This window comes from Pseudomonas sp. S37, from assembly GCF_016658545.1.
Lineage (GTDB): Bacteria > Pseudomonadota > Gammaproteobacteria > Pseudomonadales > Pseudomonadaceae > Aquipseudomonas.
The window spans coordinates 20,010-28,424 of the sequence record NZ_JACVZC010000084.1; the positions used below are offsets into that span (position 1 = coordinate 20,010).

Here is an 8,415-nt window from a genome sequence, read left to right on the forward strand (position 1 = left end):
CCTTGGTATTTTTATTCAATAGCATGGGCAATCAGAACACCGGCTTCGGCACCAACTGGCAATTGCAGCTCACACGCTATACGCCCGGTGACAACATGCTGACACTGGCCAGCGGTGAAACATTCAAGGTCACCGGTGAAGACCCGAAAACCGGCCAGTTGCTGATGCGTGAAAAGAAACTGGACAATTTTCATTTCTACCGCCACGGCGACGGTTATCGCATCGTGCATCGGTCGGGGCTGGTCGAGGTACTTGAGTTGCAAGGTAGCGGCAGTAACCTCGCCGCTGTCCCGGTGCGTGTAGCATCGCCTCTTGGGCATGCCTTGCGGCTGAACTATGAGCCTGTCGGTGGCGGTTTCGTGCGCTTGAAAACCATATTCCAGGCCGATGGCGAACCGGTGTTCGGCACTCACTTCAGTGATGGCATCTTGTCGCTGAACTATTTCCCTGACGCCGCCGGAGGCCCGGGTGCGTCCTATAAAATGCACGTGACCGGGCCCAACAACTCGGTCTCGCGAATCGAGTTACCCTCCCATGACAAGGGTGCATGGGACTTCCGCTACCGCGAGGTGCACGGCCTGTGGTGCATGGAGGGTGTCACCACGCCAAATGGCGGCGAGGAGTTGATACTGTATCGCGACGAAGGGCACCGGTTTAACTACAAGGACCAGAACGGGGCCATGGTCACCGGCACTATTCCCCGAGTGACCGACCATGTGATTAGTCCTGGCCTTGGGCAGCCGAAAGTCGACAACCGATATACCTACCCAAACGACCCCGACAAACCGGTCAGGCACAACTTTCTGGGTTACGGCCTGGACATTGACTGGGCACGTAGAAATGAAACGGGCCTGGACGCGATGTATCAGTATGTCGGCGAGTACAGTTACGGTTCGGTAGAAACGCTGTACAAGGATGACAAACCGCTGCGCACCATCGAGCGGCGCTTCAACCAGTTTCATTTGCAAACCTTGGAAAAAACCACCCAAGGCAGCAACATTGCGCAAACGGTCACCGCTTATGAGTCGATGCACGATAATGTGGCATTCGACAACCAGCCGCGGACATTCCAACTCGCCACCAAAACCAGCCGCCTCTCGTGGCGCAAGGACAACAGCCCGCTAAGGCCGCCTGAAGTCGAGCGCACATCCTACGATGGCCAAGGTAATGTGCTGGAAATCACCAAGGCCAATGGTGTCAAGGAAATCAACACGTGGTACCCGGCAGCGGCCAGCGAAGGCCACCCGCTGGACCTTGAAGGCTTCGTGCGTCATCTGCGCGATCGCACGATTGTACCGGCCAGCAACGATGCCGATACGCTGGTACAACGCTATGCCTACGTCACCCGCGCTGCGCTGGCAACCGTCGGTTCCCCCGACCTGCAACCTTGCCATCTGGTCGACAGCGAAACACTGGTAGCTGTAGACCCCAAGGGCAAGGAAACGGAGCTGGAGAAGGTCCAGTACGGGTACACGGATGAACTGACTGATCCGTTCCGGCACGGCCGGGTCAACATGCGCACTGCGCTGCTCGGTACCCACTTGACCATGAGCACATTCGAGTACGACAAACTCGACACGCTTGCGCAGGTGCAAACCACCGAAAAAACCATGGGCGTCTGGGATGGTCAAATGGCTACCCAGATACGCCGGGAGTCGGCGCGTACCGGCCTGCTCTACGAAGAGCGCGACCAGGATGGCGTCGTCACACGTTACGACTACGACAAGCTGGGCCGGGTAACGCTTGAATCCATCACCTCGGCTGACGGCGAGTTCCCGGCCGAGCGCAGCTATGCCTACTATCTGCGTGGCACTACAGATGGGACGAATGTGGAGTTGCCCGGGCAAAAGTTGACAGACGCGCTTGGAACCAGCACGCGAACCTACGTGGATGGCCTGGGCCGCCCAGTGCGTGTTGCACGCGATAAGGTCGACAGCGAAGTGCCGACACGCCTGCACGACACCCATGCCCTGAGCTACGACGAACGAGGCAACAAAGCCAGCGATACCACCCATGACTGGTACCTTGGCGTGCAAAAATCGCGGCGTACCCGCTACGAGTATGATGACTGGAACCAGCTCGCACGAACCATCACCCCCGAAGGCATCACTTACCATCAGGAAACCAACCTGATTGGCACCGTTGAGCACACCACCGGGCCAGTGATCCGGCGGTGGACCACCGGCAGCGACGGCAAGGTTGCGTCCAGGGTGGAGACGTGGATGAACCTGTTCGAGAAACCGGTTCGCACCCGGCGCATGGATAGCCAATGGAAGCTCTTGCCTGGGCAAGAGCTGCTGCAGGTTTATGACGGCCTGGGGCGTTGCACCACGGCTACCAATGAACGCGGGCACAGCACTCATTACACCTACGATGCCCGTGACCGCATGACCCGTACCCGGCTACCGGATGCCACTCTGGTTGAACGGGCCTACGCCAGCCACAGTGCCGAAGCACTGCCCGTTGCGCTAACGGTCACACCAGAAGGCAAAACCGCAGATCGCAAGCAGATTGCCAGCCAGCAGTTCGACAGCCTGCAACGGCTGGTCTCGCGCACAGTGGGCGAACGTACCGAGACATACACCTTTACAGGTGGCCGCAGCCAGCCCGACAGCCACGCTGCCACTGGCACTGGTCTGTAGCAGCAGCGTGTCGTTGGCGGAACCGGCTGTCTGTTGCGCCACGGCATGTTCGGCGGCGTACAGCACATGTGTGGTCCGGTTGCCTTTTATGGCAACCGACAGGCGGTTTTCCTCGAAGAACAGCAACTGTTGCGGCTCGCTGCCGGCCTGGCTGGCATACAGTTCGTTGTGGGCGTCGTAACGGAAGGTTGCGATTGCGGCGCCTTTGTCATCCTTGACTGCCGTCATCCGTCCACGGCTGTCGTGTTCCGGGGCCAACCCCCGCTCGTCACGCTCCAGATGGCCATTCTTGTCGTAACTGAAGGTGAGTTTCGGCTTCGCGGGTACGTAGGTGATGCTTTCCAGCTGGCATGGGTCGGCCTTGCGGTAGCCGTAGACAGCCCTTTGCAGTTGCGTGTCGCCCTCAAGCTTGTAGGTGGTGGTCTTGACGTTGTCGTAGCCATCCAGGGTCATGGTCAAATCCATATAGGGTTGACCAAACGGGTCTTTGGGCAGTTGGCTGCCGTTGCATTGGTGGCCCGTCAGGCGCTGGCGGCTGTCGTAGGTAAAGGTCTCGTGCAGTAAAACCTTGCCACCTTGTGTGGCGGTACGCTCATCCAGCAGGTCATCCTTGCCCCACACCTGCGTGACGATGCGGGTCGGCTGGCCGTCGATGGTCTCGGTCCGCTTGTTTTCGCGGCCATTGTCGTCGTACTCGATTTCGGTGACCTGAGTCGCGCCGCCACTGGCGGTATTCTCGGTGGTGATCCTCCAGGGCCGGCCCAGCGTATCGTACTTGTAGCCCACCGTTACCAGGCCTTGGGTCGAAGACTCCAGGCGCAGGTGCGTGTCATACACGTAAGTGGTTTCGAGATCGTTTGCCTGGGTTCGGGAATGGGGCAGGCCTGTCGACGAAATGTCCTGCGAAGTTTTCCATTCCTTGCCGTCTGGGCCTGTCCATGTTTCAGACGTCAGTTGCCCGATTGCGTCATAACCATAGGTCCGCTTGCCGTTTTCGTCCTTCTTGGTATTGCTTGCGGCCAACAGGTTGCCTGTGACCGGGTGGTAGTTGAACTCGAAATCGTCACCGGCGATCAGGCTCTTGTTCGGCGCCAGGGTCAAGGCCAGGTCGTACTCGAACGTGATCTTGTCGCCTGCGGGTGTGGTGTGCTGTGCGAATTGCACAATGGCAAGATGACCACGTTCAGTTACGCAGCCTATGGCGACTCCACGCCATCCGGGCAGGGTGTGCTCGGTTACAACGGCGAGCTCCGGGAAGCAGGCACAGGCTGGTACCTGCTGGGGCGAGGCTATCGCGCCTTCAACCCGGTACTGATGCGCTTCCACAGCCCCGATTCACTGAGCCCGTTCGACGGTGGCGGGCTCAACCCGTATGCCTATTGCAACGGCAACCCGGTTACCTTCCGCGACCCCACCGGGCATGCCGCCGAAGGCTGGAGCGGCGGCCGCCTGCGGCGCCCCGACGAAGACAACCCACACGCGTTCGCCGGCGGTAACAGCGCCAGTGGCAGTTCGAGTGATGCCTGGCTGAGCATTGGGCTGGCCGCAGCATTCCTGGTGCTTGGTGTGATCAGCTTCGGGGCGGCCTTGCCTGCAGCCATTACCGCTGGGCTAGCTGTTACCACCGCCACCGTAACCGCCGTCTCGCTCGGTGCGGCAGTGGTAGCGGAGGCCACAGGCCTGATTCTGAGCACAATTGGCTATGCCACTGAAGATGCAGGGTTGATGAACGCGGGGCAGATTGCAACGTATGCCGGTATTGCGCTGGGCGCGCCGGCCGCGCTCATTCAGGGGTACCAGGCGGTGCGTGGGATTGCCAGGTGGCTCAAGGGGGCGAAACCGCCGGTTTCGCCTAGGGGGAGTATGACAAGTAGCAATTTCGACAGCGGGGTAAACAATACCTCACCAGAGTTGTTTAGTTCAAACTTCACATCGCAAGCTCCGCACTGGCAACCGGAGGGACCTTTTTCTTCACCACACACTCAACCTCCAGTCCCTAATCCGAAACCGCATAGCTGGGGAGGCTTTGTAAATCGAGTAACCCGGTCAATGCCAGCATCGATATCCTCAATGGCTCCACCTTGAGTGCCGGCAGCGGCCCCTTGGTGTCGATTGCCGCTGACGGCAACGCCACGCTGCGGGTCAACGCCAGCCATCTGGTGGGTGACATTGTTGCCGAGCAGGGTGGGCGCGCCGACCTCACGCTGGAAAACGCCAGCACCCTGAAAGGCCACCTGGAAAACATCGAAAAACTGGCCATCAACAGCCAGGCCGAATGGACAATGACCCGCGATGCCCAGCTCAACGACCTGGCCATGAACGGCGGGGCCATCCGCTTCGGCGCAGCAGCAGGCGACTTCCATACCCTGTCGGTGGCCAACCTGGAAGGCAACGGCACGTTCATCATGGATGTCGATTTCGGCACGGGTGAAGCCGACCACCTGGAAGTCACCGGGCATGCCACTGGCGACCATCAACTGCGGGTGAGCAGCAGCGGCAGCGACCCGCAGTCCGAGAGCAGCCTGCACCTGGTGCATACTGCCAGCGGCGACGCCCGTTTTACCCTCGAAGGTGGGCCCGTGGACCTGGGCGCCTACTCTTATGACCTGAAGCAGAACGAAGACGGCAACGACTGGTACCTCGACACCACCACCCGTACCGTCAGCCCCGGCACGCAAACCCTGCTGGGGTTGTTCAACAGCGCACCCACCGTGTGGTATGGCGAACTCACCACACTGCGCAGCCGCATGGGTGAAATCCGCCGCGATACCGGCAAGACCGGCGCGTGGATGCGCAGCTATGGCAACAAGTTCAATGTGTCATCCAGCGCTGGTACGGGCTACCAACAAACCCAGCAGGGCCTGTCGTTCGGTGCCGACACACCCCTGCCGCTGGGCGATGGCAACTGGCTGGCCGGGGTAACCGCGGGTTATAGCAACTCGGACCTGAACCTGCCCCGCGGCGCCTCGGGCAAGGTCGACAGCTACCACGTCGGGGCCTATGCGACCTGGCTGCAACCGCAAAGCGGTTACTACCTGGATGCGGTAGCCAAGTTCAACCGCTACCAGAACCAGGCCGATGTGCGCCTGAGCGATGGCAAGCAAGCCAAAGGCGACTACGACAGCAACGGGCTGGGCGCTTCCGTGGAGTTCGGCCGCCACTTGCGCCTGGCCAATGACTACTTCATCGAACCCTACGCGCAGCTTTCGGCCATGGCCGTGCAAGGCCAGAGCGTAACCCTGGACAACGGCATGCGCGGCCATGGCGACAGTGCCCGCTCACTGCAGGCCAAGCTGGGTTCGGTGGCAGGCCGCAACTTCGACCTGGGCCAGGGCCGCAGCGTGCAACCGTACCTGAAGGCGGCAGTGGCCCACGAGTTTGCCCAGAACAACGACGTCAAGGTCAACGGCAACACCTTCCACAACGACCTGTCCGGCTCGCGCGCCGAGTTCGGTACCGGTGTATCCGTGGCCTGGGCCGAGCAGTGGCAGATGCACGCCGAGTTCGACTACAGCCACGGCGAGAAGATAGAACAGCCCTGAGCCGGCCTTCAGTGTGCGCGTAAAACCTGAGGTGGAATCAATCAACGGGTTCGCGATAATCGTGTCGCGGACCACGGTAACCAATGCCATTGATTGGTACCCCGTATCGGTATCAGTGGCCACTATGCGCACGTGCTTGAACAGGCCTTCAATTAAACCTGCGGCGGGCGCGGTATATAAACCGTCGTTGGTAATACGGCCTAAGTCCCCGTTACGGCTAGCATCTTCCAGCTTGAATTTGACGTTCGGCTTAGCAGGGTTACACACAAACCTATGCTCAGCTGATGCTGGCAACATCAGCTCCAACGGGTCTATCCGGAATGATGTAAGTTTTGGAGAGATATTTCCAGCCAAATCACCATCCATTTCAAAATTGTGATCATAGACAGTAATTCCTTCACCAAAGTTCATCTTCATCAAAGCGATCAACGCTAGCGTTTCCGATTGAATTCTTTTATTATTTGTAAAAACGTCTTGATATTTCTTAGCGATCCGAGCTGCCAAACCACCCACCGTGGCATCCTTATTATGGTATGCTATGACACTGTCAATTAATGCGTCCGGGGTGTCATCCATAACAAGGGTTTCGCTTTCCTCTCGCGGGTTCTCCAAGGCCTGCCCCTTCCCATCATTTCTTTTATGCCACTTAGCATTGGGCGCCCGAGTAATCGAAGTGTAATGAATATCCACCTTATGATCAAACACGATCTCCTTACACCCTGCCTCAAGTTTTTTCTTAAGTTCGTCGCGCCGACTCCCGACCCACTCAATATAGCCGTCACCCATCATTATAGGGAAAGAACTTTGAACTGCACCCGTCGCATAAAAATCTTCAACATGAACACCATCATCTCTCATCTCAAAGGTTATTTCTTCACCCCCCTTCACAACAAAGACCGTGCTTTGCCATATTGCCATCACGTTATCTTCTTTACCGTTCACAAGAAAGTAAAACAATTTATCTAGCGTCGGTTGAATCTGGTTGTAATCCCCCCTTTTTAATGTGAGCTTGGTAGCCCTCCCCTCCTTATCGTAGCCGAATTTCAACGATCCCGCCTTGGCACTGTACGCCTCGCCAAACCCCTCAGCGTATAAACGTAATGCAAAGGTATACCGATTGAATAGAACTCTAGCACTCCTCCCGACGGGCAGCAACCACCCGAACGATGAATGAGCATCAGGAAGTACACCTGCCGGCTCATTACCTACCTGAATGAAAAGCACCACTGCACCGTTCCTGCCATTTCTTTGCGTACGCATATAAGCACGGCGCGTCCGCGCCCATTCATCTGCGCCTACAGCCAACTCGCCAAATGTGTATCGTCGCTGGGCACTCTCGAGCTTTTTGAAAAGAGCACTAAAAAAATCGCCACCGATTTTATTATCCTGATCTTCCTCTGAAACCTCGAGCCTAAACTCGTCACTGTTCTGTAGATCAATGAACATCGTGCCGTCCGATTCAACAACGATGGGTGTATCCGGGAGCTTTAGATCAAATCGCAGTACCGACCCTGCGAAAGGAGCAAAGTAAGAAATGGCTTGGGTATACCACTGCTGATTGGTGTATCTCTGGTGCAACTGATTACCGCCCAATACGCGCATCTGCATATTTGCCCTGGAGTCATTCTGGTCGGTATTCTCGAAAGCCATCCTGGGTCGATCCATCAGGAAACTTTCAATTTTGTAACGCCACTCTCCACCCGAAACAGAAAGTTCACCGGATACGGGGGGAAGGGCATCGGAAGTTTTATAACGCTGAATATAGACCTGCAATAAAAACTGATTAAGTTTTGCATCATCGAATGCTGCAATCATTCCCCAACCCAGCATATCGATATTTGTAATATCGTTATTTGTAATATCGTTATTTGTAGTATCGTTATTTGTAGTATCGTTATTTGTAGTATCGTTATCAGTTGACATCTTCACACTCCCGAATCAGGTAAGCAATCCGCCCCTCCGTCAAAAGTGCGAAGGAACCCTGCTAGCCTCATTTTGGAGCTGTGGACCGTGGGCCGCTACTGGCAGAAATATCAGGTACCCTGCTTTTGGGCACTGATGGCGGAATGGAGCCGCGGCCGTGCTACGCTGTTTGGCAGGCGTCAATGATATTGGCGAATTGCTGGCAGGACAGAAAAAAAACGCAAAAAAAAACCACTCCTAAGAGTGGTTTTCTAGAATGGAGCGGGAAACGAGACTCGAACTCGCGACCCCGACCTTGGCAAGGTCGT

General features: G+C 57.0%; 3 protein-coding genes. All 3 read left to right on the forward strand.

From position 1 onward, the window contains the following. Positions 1-23: 23 nt before the first annotated feature. The 3 genes from IAE39_RS20995 to IAE39_RS21005 all read left to right on the forward strand — a co-directional run bounded on the left by IAE39_RS20995 (position 24) and on the right by IAE39_RS21005 (position 6,184). A complete protein-coding gene (locus IAE39_RS20995; protein WP_201206121.1) occupies positions 24-2,642 on the forward strand; it encodes an RHS repeat protein in 2,619 nt (872 codons plus the stop codon). Positions 2,643-3,815: 1,173 nt separating this feature from the next. Then, on the forward strand, positions 3,816-4,727 hold the full coding sequence (locus tag IAE39_RS21000) for an RHS repeat-associated core domain-containing protein (protein ID WP_236548737.1): 912 nt from the start codon (positions 3,816-3,818) through the stop codon (positions 4,725-4,727). Continuing rightward, entirely contained in the window at positions 4,724-6,184 is a 1,461-nt protein-coding gene (locus IAE39_RS21005) for an autotransporter outer membrane beta-barrel domain-containing protein (protein WP_236548738.1), read from the forward strand. Before IAE39_RS21000 ends, IAE39_RS21005 begins: the two co-directional genes overlap by 4 nt. Positions 6,185-8,415: the final 2,231 nt, after the last annotated feature.